The following is a 17,442-nucleotide window of genomic DNA, read 5'->3' as shown; positions in this document are numbered from 1 at the left end:
TGCGCTTGCGGCTTTTCTTCCCTTCAAGGATCGGGAGCGCGGGCGGGCGATGGGACGGGCGTGGATGCGGGGAGCGCTGACGGCGCTCGGTCTTGTCAGCGCGGTTGCCGCGTCGGCCGCGGAAGGGCCGGCTCCGGCCCTGACCCGCGACGCCATCAATGGCGCGACCTTCCGCGAGCCTGAAGAGGCGCCGAAGCCGGAGAAGAGTGCCGGCAAGAAGGCGAAGAAGGTGTCCGACAAGACGGAGGCGTCGAAGAAGCCCGACCCGCTGCTGGTGAAGGTGCAGGTCCTGCTCGACCGCGCCCGCTTCTCCCCCGGCGCCATCGACGGGCGCGACGGCGAGAATCTGCGCGGCGCGCTCGCGGCCTTTGCCGGCGCGCAAGGTCTGCCGGCCTCGGACCGGCTCACCCGCGAGCTCTTCGACCGGCTTCAGGCGACGAGCCCCGACCCGGTGGTGACGACCTACAGCATCACGGAAGAGGACGTGAAAGGCCCCTTCGTCGAGAAGATGCCGGCCAAGATGCAGGAACAGGCCGATGTCGGGCCGATGCGCTACACGAACCCGCGCGAGATGCTGGCCGAGCGCTTCCACATGCAGCGCGACCTACTGTCCGCCCTCAATCCGGACGTTCCCTTCGACAAGGCGGGCGGCAGCCTGATCGTGGCGGCGGTGCCGCCTCTGGGCGACGGCAAGGTCGAGGGCGCGCCGCTGGCGCCGAAGGTCAGCCGCATCGAGGTCGACAAGCGCACCAAGCGGGTGCGCGCCTTCGACGAGGACGGCAAGCTGACGGCGGATTACCCCGCCTCGATCGGCAGTTCGGAGAAGCCCGCGCCGGACGGGTCGGCCAAGGTCAAGGCGGTCGCCTTCGACCCCTGGTACACCTACAACCCGAAGTACCGCTTTGAGGGCGTGACGGCGAAGAAGAAGTTCTCGATCCATCCGGGACCGAACAACCCCGTCGGCCTCGTCTGGATCGATCTCTCCATCCCCTCCTACGGCATCCACGGCACGCCGGACCCGGAGAAGGTCGGCAAGACGGAATCGCACGGCTGCATCCGTCTGACCAACTGGGACGCGCGGGACCTCGCGAGCCATACGGCGAAGGGCGCCAAGGTCGAGTTCCTCGACAAGTGACGCCGTCTCAGGCCGCTTCGCGCCGCGCGAGGCCGCCGGCCGCCAGCAGGAGCGCGTCGCCGAGGAAGGCGAGCGCCGCCGCCGCCGCGGTGCCTTGGAACATCGCGACGACGTTCTGGTTCTGCAGTCCCGCGACGATGGGCGTTCCGAGCGTCGAGGCGCCCGCGAGCGCGCCCACCGCCGTCACCGCGACCGCGAGCACGAAGGCCGTCCGCAGGGTCTCGATCAGGCCGGAGGCAGCGAGCGGCAGCTCGACTTGACGCAGGACCTGACCCGGCGTGAGCCCGACGGCGCGGGCCGCCTCGCGCGCCTCGGGCGAGACCGATTCGAGGGCGCCGACCGTGCCGCGCAGGGCCGGCATGATGCCGTAGGCGGCGAGCGCCAGCAGGGTCGGCGGCCCGCCGAAGCCGAGGATCGGCAGCGCCAGAGCCACCACGACCACCGGCGGCACGGCCTGGGCGAAGGCGGCCAGCGTATCGATTCCGCCGCGCAGGGCCGCGAAGCGCGAGCGGGTCACGACCAGCCCGAGCCCGAGACCGAGGCAGGCGACGAAAGCAAAGCCGCTTGCCGCCAGCGTCAGATGATTGAGCGCGAGGTCGGACAGCCGGGTGAGCGAGAGCGGCCGGTTCGCGCCCCCGTCGCCCAGGAGGCCGGCCACGGCCGGATGGCAGGCCGCCGCGAGGGCGAGGCCGAGCAGAAGCGGCCCGACGGCCGGCGCGAGCCGCCTCATGACGGCCAGTGGCGGCGGGCCGCCGCCTCCAGGCCGCTCAGGGCGCGCTCGGCGGCGAGCGAGAGGGCGATCACCGGCAGGGCACCGAGCAGGATCAGGTCGGGCGCGAACTGCGCCATGCCGTCGAAGACGAGGGTGCCGAGCCCGCCCGCGCCGACCAGCGCCCCCAACGTCGCGAGGCCAAGCGCCTGCACCGCGGCCACGCGCACGCCCCCGAGGAGGACCGAGGCACCCAGCGGCAGGCGCAGGCCGGTGAGGATCTGGCGCGGCGTGAGGCCGAGCGCTCGGGCGGCGTCGAGGCTGGCGGCGTCCGGTGCGCGCAGCGCGCCCTGGAGCCCGCGCCAGAGCGGCAGCAGCAGGTAGGCGGCGATGCCGACGAGGGCGGGCACCGTGCCGAGCGCCGAGAGACCGTAGGTGCGCAGGGCGGGGGCTGCGGAGAGCAGGGCCGAGGCCGCGGTCACCAGGCCGCCCAGCAATGCGACGGCGGGCACCACCTGCAGCCCGCTGACGGTCAGATCGACAAGGCCGCGCCCGCGTCGCCACAGTGCCAGCGCTCCGGTGACGAGGGCGGCCAGGGCCAGGGCGCCGAGGGCGAGGGCGAGATGGTCGAGGAGCGCCGCGGCGAGTTCGTCGCGCCGGGCCCGGAACTCCACCACGACGGAGAGCGCGTCGAGACGGCCCGCGAGCCAGAGGCCCTGCACCGACGCCGCCAGGGCGAGCGCACCGATCGGGCCGCCCGCCGCCGGATCGACGCGCCGGGCGCCGAGCGGTACGGCGGCAGCAAGGAGGCTCGCGCCGATCCACGCCCCGGCCGCGAGCCGCGCCCGCGCCGCAGGCGGCTGGCCGGCGGTCCAGGCGGCGGCGCCGTGCCCGAGACCCGCGAGCAGTAGCGCGAATGCACCGAGACAGGCCAGAGCGGCGATGGCGGCAGCGAGCCGGCCGCGGCTTCCCGCCAGCAGGCCGGGCCCGATTGCCGCCAGTGCGCCGAGCGGCCAGAGCATGGCACCGAGGATGCTCGGGGCGTCGATGGCCGTGCCGGTCAGCAGCCGGTTCGGCGCAAAATGCATCAGCGGCAAGAGCACGAGGAGCGTCGGAACGACGGCTGCGCCTGCCAGCCCGAGAATGATTCGCCTCCTCACTGGTCATCCGCCTTCCGGTCGAGCCATTCCGCAGCAACGGAGGTGGCGATACGCCCCTCGACGGTGATGGCCGCGTTGAGGCTTCGAAGGGTCGCGGCATCGAGCCTGGCGAAGACGAGATCGAGCGCGGCGCGGATTTGCGGATGGCGCTTGAGCGTCGCGGAGCGGATCACGGGGGCGGGCTCGTAGACGATCTGCGCCCCCTTGGGATCGCTCATCACCACGAGGTCGAGGACGGCGAGCGCCCCGTCGGTGCCGTAGACCATGCCGGCATTGATCCCGCTGATGCCCTCCGCCGCGGCGCGCGCGGTTACGGCGGTGTCGCCGCCGGGCAGGCTGACGATTCGGTTCATCGGCAAAGCGAAGCCGTAGGCGGCCTCGAAGGAGGGCAGGGCGGCGGGGCTCTCCACGAACTCGGTCGAGGCGGCGAGCCGGATGATGCCGTCCCGCACGGCGCCCGCGAAATCCGCCATGGTCGCGAGACGCCGCTCCCGGGCGAGTCGGCCCTGCACCGCGATGAGCCAAGTGTTGTTGGCCGGTGCCCGCCCGAGCCAGACGAGACCCCGCGCGGCGTCGAGCCGCAGGGCCCCCGCATAGGCGCCCTCGCTCGTCTTCCAGGCCGGGTCGGTCTCGGTGCCGGAGAAGAAGGCGACGTTGCCGGTGTATTCGGGATAGAGGTCGATTTCCCCGGCGAGCAGGGCCGAGCGGACGATCAGCGTCGGGCCGAGCCCGAGGCGGCGGGTGACGGGCAGACCGAGCCCTTCCAGCACGAGCGCGATCAGGTTGCCGAGGAGGGCGCCTTCCGTGTCGCTCTTCGAACCGACCACGAGCGAACGACCGCTCTCGGCCCGGCCGAGCGCCGGAGCCATCGCGGCGGCGGCGGCAAGAAGCCCGCGCCGACTCAGGCCGGCGCGGGCACCGGCCGGCCCGCGAAATGCGGCTCGTTCGCGACACTGGAGGGGAAATGTTTTGCGGAATAACATTGGCTCTGCCAGCATAGCACGGGCGAGCCGTCCGGGCGCTTGACACGCTCAGCTTTACGGGCGACGGCTCCGAGACCGGGCAGCGTTTTTCCGGGCGTGCACTTCATTTCTGAAGGTATCGGGCGCTCGCCGTCCGGGGCGCCGAGGATATGATCGGCCCGCCAGAGACAGCGTTCCGGATCGGGAACGGATCGATAGGGAAGACGACCCGGCGTGACTGTGGATTCGAACGAGGATCGTCTGTCCGGCGCCCGCGTGCTGGTCGTCGAGGACGAGGCAGCAATCTCCATGCTGCTCGAAGACATGCTGCTCGATTTCGGCTGCGAGATCGTCGGCCCGGCCGCCCGGCTCGCGACCGCCCTCGAAATGGCGCGCAGCGAGAGCTTCACGGTCGCCATCCTCGACGTGAACGTCGCGGGTGAGCCGATCTATCCGGTGGCCGAGGTCATCGCCGAGCGCCAGCTGCCCATCGTCTTCTCGACGGGCTACGGCGGGGCGGGAATTCGCGAGCCGTTCCGCGACCGGCCGGTGGTGCAGAAGCCCTTCAGCCAAGCGGATCTCAAGCGCACTCTGATCGCCGCCATCGAGCGCGCGCAGGGCTGATCCCGAACCTGCACGGCGTTAGAAGCCTTCGAGCTCGAAGGCGTTCGGCAGGTGGCGCGGCCAGCGCCTGGGCGCCACGAACACCGCATCCGCCCGCAAGGTGACGTCCGCCGCAAGCGGCCGGCGCGCGAGCCACGCGCGCGCGGCCCGGGACATCCGCGCGCGCTTTCGGGCATCGATCGCGACGGCGGCGGCCTCGAGGGTGGAGCGCGCCTTCACTTCCACGAAAGCGACGGTGCGACCGCGCCGGACGATCAGGTCGATCTCGCCGCCGGCCGCCGCGAAGCGCCGCGCCAGCGGGCGATAGCCCTTCAGCATCAGCGCCAGCAGGGCCAGCGTCTCGGCCGAGAGGCCGCGGCCATGGGTGGCCCGGCGCCGCTGCGCCGGATCAGGCGGACGAGTCTTCATCCGCGCGGCGGGCGAGCGCGAGGGCACGGGCGTAGACGACCCGCTTGGGCTGGCCTGTTTCGTCGGCCACGAGCGCGGCGGCATCCTTGATCGAGTGGCGGGCGAGCGCCGCCTCGATGCGCGCGTCGAGCCCGGCATCGGCCTCCCGCGCCACCGCATCCTCGGGCGCGGCCCCGATCACCACCACGACCTCGCCCTTGGGCGGCCCCTCCTGCGCGAAGGCCGCGGCGAGACCGTCGAGGCTGTCGCGGCGGATGGTTTCGTAGAGCTTGGTCAGTTCGCGCGCGACCGCGGCGGGCCGCTCGCCCCCGAGCACCTCGGCGGCATCCGCCAGCATCTCGGGAAGGCGATGGGGGGATTCGAACACCACGAGCGTGCCGGGGATCGCCGCCAGCGCTTCCAGGCGGGTCCGCCGGGCGCCGGATTTCTGCGGCAGGAAGCCCTCGAAGAAGAAGCGGTCGGTCGGCAGGCCGGCGGCGACGATGGCCGTCATCACCGCCGAGGGGCCGGGGATCGGCGTCACGGCGATGCCGGCGGCGATGGCCGCCTGGACGAGCTTGAAGCCGGGATCGGACACCAGCGGCGTGCCGGCATCGGAGACGAGCGCCAGGGTCTCCCCCGCCTTGAGGCGCATCACCATCCGCTCGCGCACGGCCTCGTTCGAGTGCTCGTGGTAGGAGAGCAGCGGCGTCGTGATCCCGTAATGCATCAGCAGCGTGCGGGTGACGCGGGTATCCTCGGCCAGAACCGCGTCGGCGGCGGCGAGGGTCGCCAGGGCGCGGAAAGTGACGTCGCGTAGGTTTCCGATCGGGGTTGCCACCACGTAGAGGCCCGGCGCCAGCCGTTCGGCCTCCGCCGCGAGGCCGAAGGCCGTGAAGGTGGCGGGGCCGCGGGGTGTCCCTTCGGGGCGCTTGTCGAGTCGCTGTGTCATCCCCGCGACAATGCCACGCCCGCGCGTGTTTGCGGACCGGGGAAAGGCTTGGCCTCACATTTACTTTTCGCAGGGCCCTCCGCATCGTCACCCTGGATTGCGCTTTGCGGGAGGGGGTCGCGATGGCGCGACGCGGCGGACGTTCGGCGGGCCTGTTCGGGGCCGCTCTCCTGTGTGCGGGGCTCTCCGGCTGCATCGGCGTTCCGGATGCGCCGCGGCCCCGGGCCGAGGCGGTGCCCGCCGAGGTCGCGGCGGCGCCCGTGGCGGGTGCGGGGCCGACGATCGGCACCGGCTCCGTGAAGGTCGCGCTGGTCGTGCCCCTCAGCGGGCAGGGGGCGGCGGTGGGCGCGGCTGTGCGCAACGCGGCCGAACTCGCCTACGACGACTTCCAGAAGCCGAACCTGCAGATCCTCGTCAAGGACGACCGGGGCAGCCCCGAGGGTGCGCGCGAGGCGGTACAGGCCGCCTTCGCCGAGGGCGCCGAAGTGGTGCTCGGCCCGCTCTTCGCGGCCAACGTCCAGGCGGCCGGCTCCGTCGCCCGGGGCGCGGGCAAGCCGGTCATCGCCTTCTCGACCGATGCGGCGGTGGCGGCGCGCGGCGTCTACCTCATCAGCTTCCTGCCGCAATCGGAGGTCGACCGCATCGTCGACGAGGCGACGGCGGGCGGGCGCCGCTCCTTCGCCGCGCTGATCCCCGAATCGACCTACGGCAACGCCGTCGAGGCGCAATTCCGCGAGGCGGTGGCCCGGCGCGGCGCCCGGCTGGTGGCCATGGAGCGCTACGCCCCCGGCAATCCCGGCCCGGCGGTCGATCGCCTGCGCGGCGTGATCGCGGGGTCGTCCGCGCAGGCGGACGCGCTGTTCATGCCCGACACGCCGGAGGGTCTGGCGGCCGTGGCGCCGGCCCTGGCGCGGGCCGGCTTCTCGCCCGCGCGGGTTCGTCCGCTCGGGCTCGCCCTGTGGAACGACCCACGGGTGCTCTCCCAGCCGGCCTTCCAGGGCGGCTGGTTCGCCGCGCCGGACGCCGCCGGCTTCTCGGGCTTCGCGGCACGCTATCAGGCCCGCTTCGGAACGGCCCCGCCGCGGGCGGCCGCACTCGGCTACGACGCGGTCGCCCTCACCGCCGCGCTTTCGCGCCAGTACGGCACGCAACGCTTCGCCGACACGACCCTGACCAACCCGGCCGGCTTCTCCGGCTTGGAGGGCACCTTCCGCTTCCGGGCCGACGGTCTCGGCGAGCGCACGCTCGCGGTCTACGAGATCCGCAACAATGCGGCGAGCGTGGTGAGCCCGGCCCCGAAGGTGCTGGGGCCGTCGGGCATCTGAGCGCTCAGGCCGCCAGTTCCGCCACCACCGCGTTGAGCACCGGCGCCCCGCGCGCGGTGGCGGCGATGCGCCCATCGGGCAGGCGGGCCACGAGCCCGTCGGTGACCAGCGCGTCGAGCCGCCCGGCATCGAGCGGGCGGCCCTTGAGCGCCGCGTAGCGGGCCGGGTCGATTCCTTCGGACAGGCGCAGGCCCATCATCAGGAATTCGTCGCCCTGATCCTCGGGCGCGAGCGCTTCCGTCTCGACAATGCCGTGGCCGTCGCGCTCGACCCGGGCGAGCCAGTCCTCCGGCGCCTTCTCGGTCCGCGTGCAGAGCCGCCCCTCGGGCCGGACGAGGCGACCGTGGGCCCCGGGGCCGATGCCGGCATATTCGCCGTAGCGCCAGTAGAGCAGGTTGTGGCGCGACTGCGCGCCGGGACGCGCGTGGTTCGAGATTTCGTAGGCCGGCAGACCCGCCGTCCCGCAGATCTCCTGCGTCACGTCGTAGAGCACGCGCGCCGCCTCGTCGTCCGGCGGCACGAGGCGTCCGGCGCGGGCGAGGCCGAAGAAGGGCGTGCCCGGCTCGATGGTGAGCTGGTAGAGGGAGAGGTGCTCGGCCGCGTGGTCGATGGCCTGCCGAAGTTCGGCCGCCCAAGCTGCCGGCGTCTGGTCCGGCCGGGCGTAGATCAGGTCGAAGGAAAAGCGCTCGAAATGCGCCGCCGCCGTGCGGAGGGCCGCGAGCGCTTCCGCCACGCTGTGCAGCCGGCCGAGCCGCTTGAGGTCGCCGTCGTCGAGGGCCTGGACACCCAGGGAGACGCGGTTCACCCCGGCCGCCCGGTAGCCGCGAAAGCGCGTCGCCTCGACGCTGGTCGGGTTCGCCTCCAGCGTCACCTCGGCCTCGGGCGCCACGGCCCAGGCGCCGGCCACCGCATCGAGCAGGCCGGCCACGGTCTCGGGTGCCATCAGCGAGGGCGTACCGCCGCCGAGGAAGATGCTGGTCACCGTCCGGCCCGGCGCGAGCGCGGCGGCGTGTGCGATCTCCCGGCGGAAGGCGGCGAGGAAGCGCGGCTGGTCCACGCCCGCATGGCGGACATGGCTGTTGAAGTCGCAATAGGGGCACTTCGCGGCGCAGAACGGCCAGTGCAGGTAGACCCCGAACCCGGCGTCGCGGGTCGGGTGGTCGAGCGGTGTCGCGGCGGGCATCGGCTTGCTTGGTTTCTCGACCCGTTCGGGCCGATCACGGGTCCATCCCTCGGTTCTCAGAATGAGGGGGCGAGTCGGATGGAGCCGTAGGGCGGTGTGATGGTGCCGATGTAGGCACGCCGAGGGCCGAGCGGAAGCTCAGCCCGGCCGGCGCAGGCAGGCCCTTGCGAGCAGGACGAAGGCACGCGCCCGGTGAGAGAGGGCATTGCCGCTCTGCCAGTCGACCCCGTGCTTCTCCTCGGACGAGATCTCGCCGAAGGTGCGGTCCATTCCCTCGGGTCGGAACATCGGGTCGTAGCCGAAGCCCAGGCTGCCGCGGGGCGCGACGAGGTCGCCGAAGACGCGGCCCTCGAACAATTCGGTATGGCCGTCGGGCCAAGCGAGCACGAGGGCGGAGACGAAATGCGCCCGCCGGTCGGACGCGCCGCGCGTTTCGAGCTCCGTCGCGATCCGGGCCATGGCGCCGGAAAAGTCCTTGTCCGGGCCGGCCCAGCGGGCGGAGAACAGGCCCGGCGCCCCGTCGAGCGCATCGACGCACAGGCCGGAATCGTCGGCGAAGGCCGGGAGGCCCGAGGCTTTCGCGGCGGCGTGCGCCTTGATCGCCGCATTCTCGGCGAACATCGTACCGGTCTCGTCGGGCTCGGGAAGTCCGAGTTCGCCGGCCGAGACCGCCTCGACGCCGAAGGGCGCCAGCAGCTCGCGCATCTCCACGAGCTTGCCGGCATTGTGGGTCGCGATGACGACCTTGCCCGACAGGATGCGATGATCGCTCACGCGATGGCCTTCCGCTGCAAGTCGACGAGAGCGGCGATACCGCCCTTGGCGAGGCCGAGCAGCTCGACGAACTGCGCTTCGGAGAAGGGCTCCATCTCGGCGGTGCCCTGCACCTCGACGATGCCGCCCCTGCCGGTGAGGACGAAGTTCGCGTCCGTTTCGGCGGCCGAATCCTCGGCGTAGTCGAGGTCGAGCACGGGGGTGCCCTTGTAGATGCCGCAGGAGACCGCCGCGACGTGGTCCTTGAGCGGATCGACCGAGATGATCGAGCGCGCGCGCATCCAGGCAAGGCAATCGTGCAGCGCCACCCAGGCGCCGGTGATCGAGGCCGTGCGGGTGCCGCCATCGGCCTGGAGCACGTCGCAATCGACCGTGATCTGGCGCTCGCCGAGGGCGGGCAGGTTGGTGACGGCGCGCAGCGAACGGCCGATCAGCCGCTGAATCTCCTGGGTGCGGCCCGACGGCTTACCGGAATTCACTTCGCGGCGGGTGCGCTCGTGGGTGGCGCGGGGCAGCATGGCGTATTCGGCCGTCACCCAGCCCTTACCGGAGCCGCGCAGCCACGGGGGACCGCGCTCCTCGAGCGAGGCGGTGCAGAGCACGCGGGTGTTGCCGAAGGAGACGAGGCAGGAGCCTTCCGCGTAGCGGGCCACCGCCCGCTCCAGCGTGACGTCGCGCATCGCGTCGGGCGCGCGCTTCGAGGGACGCATCCGTGACAAGCTCCGTGTCGAGATCGAAGCCCGCGCTCTTAGGCGCTGTCGCCGTCCGCGGCAACCGCCGGAGCAGCCCACGAAAAAGGCCGCCGTCTCGCGACGGCGGCCTCTTCGAGGATGGGGGCTCAGCGCCAGCGGCGGTGATGCCCGTAATGGCGGTGGTGGTGATGGCGCGGCCCGCGGAAGTGGTGGTGGCGGTGCATGTGCCGGCGATGGCGATAGTGGCGGCGCATATGGCGGTGAGGCCGGTACTGCGCCTGCTCGACCATATCGCTGGCCGGCGCCGCCGTGACGGCGGCCATCGGGAGCGGGGCAGCCTCGACGGCGCGGGGGGCCGCGACGAGGCCGAGGCCGGTCACGGCGATCGCCAGCGCGGCGACCTTGACCAGAGACTTGCGTACGCCTGTCAGCACTTGGGAGGCTCCTTGTCGTCGGATGCTTTGAAGAGGGCCGGGATCAGGACCTTGGCCCTTGCCTGCTAACGGTCCCGGGCGCCGGATTGATCCCTCCCGCGGGCCACTCACCCGATCCTCCGGGGAAATCGGGCGCCGAAGGTCGCGGGCCGGGAGGATTGATCGGCGGCGCCCGAGACCCCTAAGTGTCTCTCACGAGACGTCCGTCGCATCGATTTGGCCAGAGGGAAGGCCGCCGGTGATCGTTTGTCTTGCGAGGCTCCCCTCTTCGCCCGTCAGGTTCTGTTCCCTTGTCCGAGACCTTCCAGCCCGCCACGCCGCCGCAGGCCCTCTCCGCCCTCAACGAGCGGGCCCGGGAGATTTTTCGGCAGATCGTCGAGAGCTACGTCACGACCGGCGAACCGGTCGGGTCGCGCAACCTCGCCCGCATCCTTCCGATGAGCCTGTCGCCGGCCTCGATCCGAAACGTGATGGCGGATCTGGAGCATTCCGGGCTGATCTTCGCGCCCCATACCTCGGCCGGGCGCCTGCCCACGGAGATGGGCCTGCGTTTCTTCGTCGATGCGATGATGGAGATCGGCGATGTCGATCTCGCCGAAAAGGCGCGGATCGAAGCGCAGATGCAGGCGGCGGCCTCGCGCCACACCTTCGATTCGGCGCTGGCCGAGGCGTCCTCGCTTCTATCGGGCATCTCGCGCGGGGCGGGCGTGGTGCTGACCACCAAGGTCGATGCGGGCCTCAAGCATGTGGAGTTCGTCCGGCTCGATGCCCACCGCGCCCTCGTGGTGCTCGTCTCCGTCGACGGCACGGTGGAGAACCGGCTGGTCGACCTGCCGCCGGGCCTGCCGGCGGGGGCCTTGCAGGAAGCCTCGAATTTCCTCAACGCCCGGCTGCGCGGCCGGACGCTCGATTCCCTGCGCGCCGACATCGAGTCCGGGCGCAAGGCCATGAAGCGGGAACTCGACGCGCTGACCGAGCGCTTGGTCGATGCGGGGCTCGCCACCACCGTCGGCCCTTCGGAGGCGCGCCAGCTCATCGTGCGGGGCCAAGCCAACCTGCTCGACGACCTGCGCGCGGCTGAGGATCTCGAACGCATCCGCCTGCTGTTCAACGATCTGGAGACGCAGAAGGACGTGATCGAGCTGCTGGCGCGGGCCGAGCAGGGCGACGGCGTGCGCATCTTCATCGGCTCGGAGAACAAGCTGTTCTCGCTCTCCGGCTCCTCGATGATCGCCGCGCCGTTCCGCGACGGCGCGCAGAAGATCGTCGGCGTCGTCGGCGTGATCGGCCCGACGCGGCTCAACTACGCCCGCATCGTACCGATGGTCGACTACACCGCCCGTGTGGTCTCGGGCCTGCTCGACCGGCCGCGATAGGGCTCGTTCCGCGCTGACCCTCCGCCGTCATCGCGAGGGAACGAGACCACTTAGCGAAAGCCTCTTCCGGCTGTGTGCGGGAAGGGGCCCTAGCCGTGAGCCGCCGGGGCGGGGGCGGGGCCGTCTTCGGCCTCGTCGCGCGGTCCGACGAAGCGTCCGAGGCCACGCCCGAGCAGGCTGCCGAAGCTGTCCATCAGCAGGAACACCGCCGGCACGAACACCAGCGAGAGCAGGGTCGAGACGATCAGGCCGGCAATCACCGCGACCGCCATGGGCGCGCGGAATTCGCCGCCGATCCCGAGCGCCATCGCGGAGGGGACCATGCCGGCGGCCATGGCGATCGTCGTCATCACGATGGGGCGCGCCCGCTTGCGGCCGGCATCGACGATGGCCGTGACGCGATCGACGCCCGCCCGCATCTCCTCGACGGCGAAGTCCACGAGCATGATCGCGTTCTTCGTCACCAGACCCATCAGCATCAGGATGCCGATGACGACCGGCATCGAGATCGGCATCTTGAAGATGAGAAGGCCGAGGATCGCCCCGCCGATGGAGAGCGGCAGCGAGAACAGGATGGTGAGCGGCTGCAGGAACGAGCCGAACAGCAGCACCAGCACGGCGTAGACCATCATGATGCCGGCGCCCATCGCCATGAGGAAGCCGGAGAAGACCTCCTGCATGATCTCGGCGTCACCCGTCTGGCGGATGGTCACGCCCGGCGGCAGGTTTTTCGCGGTCGGGGTGGCGAGGGCCTGCTCGATCAGCGAGCCGAGCGCGTCCGAACCTTCCATATTGGCCTCCACCGCCACGCGCACCACGCGGTCGTAGCGCTCGATGGCGCCCGGGCCCTGGTCGAGTTCGATGTCGGCCACGGAGGCGAGCGGCACCGCCGTGCCGTTCTTGGCCGGCACCTTCAAATTCTCCAGCCGCGAAATCGCGCCGCGGGCGCTCTCGGGCAGCTGCACGCGGATCGGAACCTGCCGGTCCTTGGCGTTGAACTTGGCGAGGTTGATGCCGATGTCGCCGATGGTGCCGACACGCACCGTTTCCGCGATTACGTCGGTGGAGACGCCGAGATCGGCCGCCGCGCCCTCCTTGGGGCGGATGCGGACCTCGGTGCGGTTGAGGGGTGCGGTGGACATCACCGAGACGAGGTGCGGGATCGCGGCCATGTCGCGCTGGAGCCGGGCGGCGACCTCCGTCACCACCTCGACATCGGGTCCGCCGACCACGAGGGCGAGGTCGCGCTGGCCGTTCTCGCGCAGGTTCCAGGAGCGGATGTCGGGCTCCTGCGCCAGTAGGCCGGCGATCTCGGTCTCGATCGTCCATTGCCGCTTGGCGCGCTGGCTCTTGGGGCTGAGGTTGACGATGAGCGTGGCGAGCCGCGTCTCCTTCTTGCCGCCGGCCTGACGGCCGCCATCCACGAAGACCGAGCTGACTTCGGGCAGGGCGCGGATGCGCTCGACCACGCGGTCGGAGACGGCGACGGTGTCGGCAAGCTTGGCGCCGGGTGCCAGCTCGATCATGAACAACGTGCGCGCATTGTCCTGCTTCGGAATGAAGCCCGAGGGCAGGAGCCGGGTGGAGGCGAGCGAGCCGGCAAACAGCGCGAGGCCGACGAACAGCGTGATCCACTTGTGGCGCACCGACCAGCCCACCAGCCGGCCGTAGGCGCGCATGATCGGGCCCTCCCGCTCCTCCGCGTGCCCGTGGTCGCGCAGGAAGTAGGCGGCGAGTAGCGGCGTGATCAGGCGCGCCACGAGCAACGACATGAACACCGAGACGGCGATGGTGAGCCCGAATTGGATGAAGTAGCGGCCGGCGATGCCGCCCATGAAGGAGACGGGGGCGAAGACGGCGATCAGCGTCGCGGTGATGGCGATGACCGCGAGTCCGATCTCGTCGGCGCCCTCGATCGAGGCGCGGTAGGGCGACTTGCCCATTCGCATGTGGCGCACGACGTTCTCGATCTCGACGATGGCGTCGTCCACGAGGATGCCGGTCACAAGCGTGATCGCCAGCAGGCTGATGCCGTTGAGCGTGAAGCCCAGCGCGTCCATCGCCCAGAAGGTGGGCAGCACCGAGAGCGGCAGTGCTACCGCCGCGATCAGCGTGGCACGCCAGTCGCGCAGGAACAGGAACACCACGAGGACGGCGAGCGCGGCGCCCTCGATCAGCGTGTGCATGGCCGAATCGTAGCTGCCGATCGTCGCCGCGACCGAGGAGTCGATGGTCTCGAAGCGGATCTCGGGATAGCCCTGGCTGAACTCGGCGATCTTCTTCTCGACGCCCGCGGCGACCTCGGCATCGCTGGCGCCCGAGCCGCGCGAGACCGAGAAGGCGACGACCGGCTCGCCGTTGAAGCGGGCGAAGGTGCGCGGTTCCTCGATCGCGTCCTCGACGGTGGCGAGGTCGTCCAGGCGCACCTTGCGCCCGCCGGGCAGGACGATGGAGGTGGCCTTGAGGTCGCGGATGGTGCGCGAAGCCGCCAGCGTGCGGATCGACTGCTCACGGCCGCCGACCTCGCCGCGCCCGCCCGCCATGTCGGCGGAGGTGACGCGCACCTGACGATTCACGTCGGCCGCGGTGATGCCGAGCGCCAGCAGCCGGTCGGGCAGGGGGGTGATGCGGATTTCGCGGGCGACGCCACCCACCCGCTCGACGCCGCCGACGCCCTTCACGCCCTGGAGCGTGCGAGCGACTTTGTCCTCCACGAACCAGGACAGCTCGGCGGGCGTCATCGCGGGCGAGGTGACGCCGTAGATCAGGATCGGCAGGCCGGTGATCTCGACACGCTGGATGACCGGCTCGTCGATCGTGCGCGGCAGGTTGATGCGGATCTTCGAGATCGCATCCTTGACGTCGTTGACGGCGCGGTCGGTGTTCACCTCCAGCCGGAACTCGACGGTGGTGACGGACGAGCCCTCCGTGATCGCCGAGGTGATGTGCTTGACCCCGCGCACGCCCGCGATCGAATCCTCGACCCACTTCGTGACCTGGGTCTGCAATTCGGACGGCGCGGCGCCGCTCTGCGTGATCGAGACCGAGACGATCGGCACGTCCACGTTCGGCATGCGCGTGACGGCCAGCCCCCGGAAGCTGACGAGGCCGAGCACCATCAGCACGAGGAACAGGACGATGGGCGCGATCGGATTGCGGATCGCCCAGGCGGAGATGTTCAGGCGCATTCGCGCAACCCGTCAGTGAGGTTCGAGCGTGGCCCCGCGCGCGGCGGAGAGCGGTCAGCGCAGGCCGGCGTCGGCGGTGGCGTTCGGCGAGGGTGCGGCCGAGACCGCGGCCGGCGAGCGGATCGTGGCGGCGACAGGGCGGACGCGGTCGCCGTCGCGCAGGAAGCTGCCCGCGCGGGCCACCACCCGTTCGCCCTCGGTCAGGCCGGCACGAATCTCGATGTCGTCGTCGTCGGAGAGGCCCGTACGAACCTCGCGGGACTCGACCCGATCCTCGGCCACGACGAGCACGGAGCTGCGCTTGCCGCCGCCGTAGAGGACGGAGGCCTGGGGCACGGTCACGCCGCGGGTGCGGGCGAGTTCGACCGCGCCGCGGGCGAAGGTGCCGATGCGCAGGCGCGGATCGGGATCGAGGCGCACGCGGACCTTGCCCAGGCGGCTCGCCCGGTCGACTTCCGGGTAGACCGCGCGGACGCTGCCGCGGACCCGCTCGCCCTCGCCGATCTCGATAAAGGCCGGCGCGCCCTCGCGCAGCAGCGGCAGCTTCGTCTCGATGACCTCGGCTTCCAGCTCGATCTCGCCCCGGGCGATCAGCCGGAACAGCGGTTCCGCCGAGGACGAGGTCGCCATGCCGACCCGCGCCGTGCGGCGGTTGACGATGCCGGCCTCGGGCGCGCGGATCTCGGTGCGGGCGAGCCGCAGGTCGAGTTCGTCGCGCACCGCCCGGGCCTGGGCCAGCTCCGCCCTGGCCATGGCGAGGCCGTTGCGGGCGAAGGCCAGCTTGCCTTCCGCCTGACGCAAAGCCGCGGTGCGGCTCTCCATGATGACGGCCGTGGTGTTGCCGGTCTGGATCAGCTGCTTGGCGCGATCATAGGCGAGGTGCGCTTCGAGTTCGGCGGCCTCGGCCTGCTCGATGTTGCTCTGCGCCTGCGGAACGGCGGCGGTCGCCTTGTCGATCAGGGCGTTCTGCTGGGCGATCTGCCGCTCGATCAGGTCGCGCGAGAGACGCGCGAGCACCTGCCCCTTCTCGACGCGCATGCCCTCCTCGACCAGCAGCTCGACGAGCCGGTAACCGTCGATCTCGGGCGTGACCAGGATCTCGTCGCGCGGCACCAGCGTTCCGGTGACGACGACGCTCTCCACGATCTCGCGGCGCGCGGCCTCGACCACGCTCACGATCGGGGCGGGCGCGGTCTTCGCCGGGGTCTGCGCCGTTTCGGCCCTTGCGGGACCGAGGCTCAAGGCGGTGAATACCAGGGCCGGAACGGCCAGGGTCCGGGCGCGGATCATCGGCCGGCTTCCTTGTCGGCAGGGGAATGGGCGAGCGCGCCCGAGAGACCCGCCTCGATCAGCGCCTGAAGCTGAGCGACGGAGGGACGGGCATCGTAGCCGGGAATGAGCGCCCGGCTGACGATCATGCCCTTCATCAGTGGCGCGATTGCGTCGAACAGGGCCGCGGGATCGCAGTCCGGCGAGGTCTTGAGCGCGTCGAACATCTCGGTCAGCCAGACCCGGCCCTCCTCGTCGCCCCGTTCGACAAGGTCGGCGATGGCAGGGTTGCGGGTGGCTTCCACCCACAAGTCGAGACGCAGAACCGCGGCCTCGCGGCTGATATCGATGAAGAAGCGGCTGAGAATGCCCATCAGCGCACCGAGCCGGTCGCCGGCCCGCTCCATCGCCTCGACGAGGACAGCGCCGCGCTCACGGTCGCGCTCGGCCAGACCGAGGACGACCGCTTCCTTGGAATCGAAGTAGCGGTAGATGTTGCCCGGGCTCATCGAAGCCTCGCGGGCGAGATCCTGCATGGTCGTGCGGTGAAAGCCGTTGCGGACGAAGCAGGCCTCCGCCGCGTCGAGGATGTGCTCGCGCCGCACAGCCTGTCCGCTGCGGGCATCGATGACGGCGCCGACGGCGGCACTCACGACGCGTTTCTCACGCTGTCCGCCCCGGCGGCGCGGCCCGCGTCGCTCATGGATTGCACCGCGGCGCAGGCGCGGGGCTGAAGGTCGAGATCGGCGCAGAGCCGCGCCTGGAAGCCGTCCGGCCCGGCACCGGTCCAGCCGATCAGGGCGAACCAGCCGAACGCCACGACGGCGCAGAGCAGGAGGTTTGCCGGCGTGCAGACGGCCCGGACCAGGCGCATCGGGCTCAACGCATCACGGCCATCCGACTCCATCGCATGATCGAAGGACGGGGAGAGGAAACCGGCGGATCCTTGGGACAAGTTCATACGCGAACTCCTACGCTCGCGAGCTTGATAGTGAACGTTCATTCTCGTGTCAATGAACGTTCATTCTCGTCGGGCCGCGCGTCTTGTTCCGCTCCACAAGTGCGGCAAGCGTGCCACGCCCGCGCACGCTTCACCCCGCATTAACGTTCCGGTTACCAAGCAGGAATAGCGCAGTCGCCAAGACGGGCGCGGCCGAACGCCCGGAAATCACTGCTTTCGCAAGCTCAGACTAGCCTTGCAAAAGCGTACATCTAGAACAAGCGCTCCGGAACGGCTCCGAGACATAGCATCAGACGCGCCGTTCGAGACAC

Annotated in this window: 17 protein-coding genes; 4 read left to right on the top strand and 13 right to left on the bottom strand. The window is 71.1% G+C overall.

Going from position 1 to position 17,442, the window contains the following annotated elements; genetic code table 11:
* The first annotated feature begins 49 nt into the window (after positions 1-49).
* Positions 50-1,135, top strand: coding sequence for a L,D-transpeptidase (locus BY998_RS13115; RefSeq protein ID WP_110352190.1), 1,086 nt, complete (start codon positions 50-52; stop codon positions 1,133-1,135).
* 7 nt (positions 1,136-1,142) lie between these two features.
* Here BY998_RS13115 and BY998_RS13110 read toward each other — a convergent pair whose 3' ends face one another.
* From BY998_RS13110 to BY998_RS13100, 3 genes are read right to left on the bottom strand one after another with little or no spacing between them, the layout of a single operon-like run.
* Positions 1,143-1,865: an ABC transporter permease subunit gene (locus BY998_RS13110; RefSeq protein WP_110352069.1), complete on the bottom strand. Its 723-nt coding sequence runs from the start codon at positions 1,863-1,865 to the stop codon at positions 1,143-1,145.
* Entirely contained in the window at positions 1,862-3,004 is a 1,143-nt protein-coding gene (locus BY998_RS13105; protein ID WP_110352068.1) for an ABC transporter permease subunit, read from the bottom strand. Before BY998_RS13105 ends, BY998_RS13110 begins: the two co-directional genes overlap by 4 nt.
* Positions 3,001-3,909: a glycine betaine ABC transporter substrate-binding protein gene (locus BY998_RS13100; protein ID WP_110352189.1), complete on the bottom strand. Its 909-nt coding sequence runs from the start codon at positions 3,907-3,909 to the stop codon at positions 3,001-3,003. Before BY998_RS13100 ends, BY998_RS13105 begins: the two co-directional genes overlap by 4 nt.
* Before the next feature lie 291 nt (positions 3,910-4,200).
* Between BY998_RS13100 and BY998_RS13095 the strand changes: the two genes are divergently transcribed.
* Positions 4,201-4,590: a response regulator gene (locus tag BY998_RS13095; protein WP_110352067.1), complete on the top strand. Its 390-nt coding sequence runs from the start codon at positions 4,201-4,203 to the stop codon at positions 4,588-4,590.
* An 18-nt stretch (positions 4,591-4,608) separates the two neighbouring features.
* Here BY998_RS13095 and BY998_RS13090 read toward each other — a convergent pair whose 3' ends face one another.
* Entirely contained in the window at positions 4,609-4,998 is a 390-nt protein-coding gene (locus tag BY998_RS13090) for a YraN family protein (RefSeq protein ID WP_110352066.1), read from the bottom strand.
* Positions 4,979-5,929, bottom strand: a complete 951-nt coding sequence (gene rsmI / locus BY998_RS13085; RefSeq protein ID WP_110352065.1) for a 16S rRNA (cytidine(1402)-2'-O)-methyltransferase — start codon at positions 5,927-5,929, stop codon at positions 4,979-4,981. Before rsmI ends, BY998_RS13090 begins: the two co-directional genes overlap by 20 nt.
* Before the next feature lie 122 nt (positions 5,930-6,051).
* Here rsmI and BY998_RS13080 point away from each other — a divergent pair, with 122 nt between their 5' ends.
* Entirely contained in the window at positions 6,052-7,254 is a 1,203-nt protein-coding gene (locus BY998_RS13080) for a penicillin-binding protein activator (protein WP_110352064.1), read from the top strand.
* A gap of 4 nt (positions 7,255-7,258) precedes the next feature.
* Here the strand turns inward: BY998_RS13080 and hemW are convergent, their stop codons facing one another.
* From hemW to BY998_RS13060, 4 genes are all read right to left on the bottom strand, one after another.
* Entirely contained in the window at positions 7,259-8,437 is a 1,179-nt protein-coding gene (hemW, locus tag BY998_RS13075) for a radical SAM family heme chaperone HemW (protein WP_110352063.1), read from the bottom strand.
* A 138-nt stretch (positions 8,438-8,575) separates the two neighbouring features.
* Complete coding sequence (gene rdgB / locus BY998_RS13070; RefSeq protein ID WP_110352062.1) at positions 8,576-9,211, bottom strand: RdgB/HAM1 family non-canonical purine NTP pyrophosphatase; 636 nt, start codon at positions 9,209-9,211, stop codon at positions 8,576-8,578.
* Positions 9,208-9,921 (bottom strand): ribonuclease PH, encoded by a 714-nt coding sequence (gene rph, locus BY998_RS13065; RefSeq protein WP_110352061.1) that lies wholly within the window; start codon positions 9,919-9,921, stop codon positions 9,208-9,210. The genes rdgB and rph overlap by 4 nt, the downstream gene beginning before the upstream one ends.
* A 128-nt stretch (positions 9,922-10,049) precedes the next feature.
* Entirely contained in the window at positions 10,050-10,337 is a 288-nt protein-coding gene (locus BY998_RS13060) for a hypothetical protein (protein WP_245421582.1), read from the bottom strand.
* A 290-nt stretch (positions 10,338-10,627) separates the two neighbouring features.
* Here BY998_RS13060 and hrcA point away from each other — a divergent pair, with 290 nt between their 5' ends.
* Entirely contained in the window at positions 10,628-11,713 is a 1,086-nt protein-coding gene (hrcA, locus tag BY998_RS13055) for a heat-inducible transcriptional repressor HrcA (protein WP_110352060.1), read from the top strand.
* An 89-nt stretch (positions 11,714-11,802) separates the two neighbouring features.
* Here hrcA and BY998_RS13050 read toward each other — a convergent pair whose 3' ends face one another.
* From BY998_RS13050 to BY998_RS13035, 4 genes are read right to left on the bottom strand one after another with little or no spacing between them, the layout of a single operon-like run.
* A complete protein-coding gene (locus BY998_RS13050) occupies positions 11,803-14,901 on the bottom strand; it encodes an efflux RND transporter permease subunit (RefSeq protein ID WP_110352059.1) in 3,099 nt (1,032 codons plus the stop codon).
* A 54-nt stretch (positions 14,902-14,955) separates the two neighbouring features.
* Positions 14,956-16,191 (bottom strand): efflux RND transporter periplasmic adaptor subunit, encoded by a 1,236-nt coding sequence (locus BY998_RS13045; RefSeq protein WP_110352058.1) that lies wholly within the window; start codon positions 16,189-16,191, stop codon positions 14,956-14,958.
* Entirely contained in the window at positions 16,188-16,823 is a 636-nt protein-coding gene (locus BY998_RS13040) for a TetR/AcrR family transcriptional regulator (RefSeq protein WP_110352057.1), read from the bottom strand. The genes BY998_RS13045 and BY998_RS13040 overlap by 4 nt, the downstream gene beginning before the upstream one ends.
* On the bottom strand, positions 16,820-17,044 hold the full coding sequence (locus BY998_RS13035) for a hypothetical protein (protein WP_245421587.1): 225 nt from the start codon (positions 17,042-17,044) through the stop codon (positions 16,820-16,822). The genes BY998_RS13040 and BY998_RS13035 overlap by 4 nt, the downstream gene beginning before the upstream one ends.
* Between the last annotated feature and the right edge of the window lie 398 nt (positions 17,045-17,442).

The sequence above is a fragment of the Methylobacterium sp. B4 genome, assembly GCF_003201865.1.
Classification (GTDB): domain Bacteria; phylum Pseudomonadota; class Alphaproteobacteria; order Rhizobiales; family Beijerinckiaceae; genus Methylobacterium.
This window is presented reverse-complemented; position numbering and strand designations above follow the sequence as displayed.

Excerpts from the sequence above, each read along its gene's own strand:
- BY998_RS13115 (WP_110352190.1), top strand. The coding sequence starts at position 50 with ATGGGACGGGCGTGGATGCGGGGAGCGCTGACGGCGCTCGGTCTTGTC.
- BY998_RS13110 (WP_110352069.1), bottom strand. The coding sequence starts at position 1,865 with ATGAGGCGGCTCGCGCCGGCCGTCGGGCCGCTTCTGCTCGGCCTCGCC.
- BY998_RS13090 (WP_110352066.1), bottom strand. The coding sequence starts at position 4,998 with ATGAAGACTCGTCCGCCTGATCCGGCGCAGCGGCGCCGGGCCACCCAT.
- rsmI (WP_110352065.1), bottom strand. The coding sequence starts at position 5,929 with ATGACACAGCGACTCGACAAGCGCCCCGAAGGGACACCCCGCGGCCCC.
- BY998_RS13080 (WP_110352064.1), top strand. The coding sequence starts at position 6,052 with ATGGCGCGACGCGGCGGACGTTCGGCGGGCCTGTTCGGGGCCGCTCTC.
- hemW (WP_110352063.1), bottom strand. The coding sequence starts at position 8,437 with ATGCCCGCCGCGACACCGCTCGACCACCCGACCCGCGACGCCGGGTTC.
- rph (WP_110352061.1), bottom strand. The coding sequence starts at position 9,921 with ATGCGTCCCTCGAAGCGCGCGCCCGACGCGATGCGCGACGTCACGCTG.
- BY998_RS13050 (WP_110352059.1), bottom strand. The coding sequence starts at position 14,901 with ATGCGCCTGAACATCTCCGCCTGGGCGATCCGCAATCCGATCGCGCCC.
- BY998_RS13045 (WP_110352058.1), bottom strand. The coding sequence starts at position 16,191 with ATGATCCGCGCCCGGACCCTGGCCGTTCCGGCCCTGGTATTCACCGCC.
- BY998_RS13035 (WP_245421587.1), bottom strand. The coding sequence starts at position 17,044 with ATGCGCCTGGTCCGGGCCGTCTGCACGCCGGCAAACCTCCTGCTCTGC.